This window comes from Moorena sp. SIO4A1 (genome assembly GCF_010672065.1).
Taxonomy (GTDB): Bacteria; Cyanobacteriota; Cyanobacteriia; order Cyanobacteriales; family Coleofasciculaceae; genus Moorena.
In genome coordinates this window covers 1-1,321 of record NZ_JAAHHX010000795.1, presented here as the reverse complement: position 1 = coordinate 1,321, position 1,321 = coordinate 1, and the positions used below count along the sequence as shown (strand labels likewise).

The 1,321-nt window shown below is 46.0% G+C and carries 1 protein-coding gene; it reads left to right on the top strand.

What is annotated here, in order from left to right; all coding sequences use genetic code 11:
- Nucleotides 1–165: 165 nt before the first annotated feature.
- The gene (locus F6K53_RS42985; protein ID WP_293086756.1) at nucleotides 166–1,236 is read left to right on the top strand and encodes an IS630 family transposase; all 1,071 of its coding nucleotides are present in this window, start codon (nucleotides 166–168) and stop codon (nucleotides 1,234–1,236) included.
- Nucleotides 1,237–1,321 lie beyond the last annotated feature (85 nt).

Below are 1,321 nucleotides of genomic sequence, written 5' to 3'. Positions count from 1 at the left end.
TAGAGGACTGAAAGTCCCGGCTACAAAAACTTTCGGGAGCACCTCAAGGATTGGGTTTTCCAGGGTTTTTTAACCCGGATGTAGTATGACATGTCTGGGTGTGTAATATCAAGTTGCATTAAATAACCGTAATATATGAGAGATGCAAGACCCAGGTCCAAACTGATGCCCAAGCGAATCAGCATAGAACCCCATCTGAGTATAGAAGAACTAGAACAGCGCTATCGTCAAGGGAAAGATCCGATTGAACGCTCCCACTATCAAATCATCTGGTTGCTAGCCCAAGGCAGAACCAGTGAAGAAGTCGCTGTTGTGACTGGATATAAACGAAGTTGGATTTATGAACTGGTGTGGGGCTACAACCGGATTGGACCAGAGACCTTGGGAGATGGTAGGCGTAGAAACCTTGGAGCTCCACCTCTTTTAAGCGATCAACAACAAGCGCAATTATATCAAATTTTGTCAGGTCCAGCCCCGGATGGTGGGCTGTGGAACGGTCGTAAAGTCGCAGACTATCTCTGTGAATTATTGGACCGAAAAGTCTCACGTCAACTTGGATGGCGGATTCTCAAGCAACTGGATTTTAGGCTGAAAGTACCTCGACCTTCCCATCAACAATCAGACTCTCAACAACAACAGCAGTGGAAAAAAAAACTGAGCTCAGAAGTGGAGAAAGTGCAAAAAGAACACCCCTGCGCCGAGGTATCGGTGTGGAGTCAAGATGAACATCGCATTGGCCTGCAGCCAGTGATGAGACGAATTTGGGTTGAGCAGGGTCAACAACCTCTTGCCATCGTTAACTGGAAACGAGAATGGTCGTGGTTGTATGGATTTGTCGAACCTCAAACCGGACAGACCTATTGGTGGATATTGCCACGGGTGCGGACGAACCTGTTTAGTGCAGTACTCAAAGATTTTGCCGAACACTTTGGGATTGGAGCCAAAAAGCGGGTAATTCTAACTGTAGATCAGGCTGGGTGGCATATGAGTGAGAAGTTGGAGGTGCCAGAGGGGATTCATCTTTTCCCCTTACCCCCTTACTCTCCTGAATTACAACCAGCAGAGCGATTATGGCCTTTGGTGAATGAAGCCTTGGCCAATATAGTCTTTGACTCAATAGAACAGCTTGAAGACCTTGTTGAGCAACGCTGCCGCTATTTGCTCAATCAAAGAGAGTTGGTCCGCTGCATCAGTTTCTATCATTGGTGGCCTGAGGTAATGGAAGAAGCTGCTTAACTATGGTCAATTAATGTGACTTGATATTAATGGGTAGTGCTATATAAGTATTCAACCGGAAATGATATAACGCCCTGTTTTCAAA

Excerpts from the sequence above, each read along its gene's own strand:
- F6K53_RS42985 (WP_293086756.1), top strand. The coding sequence starts at position 166 with ATGCCCAAGCGAATCAGCATAGAACCCCATCTGAGTATAGAAGAACTA.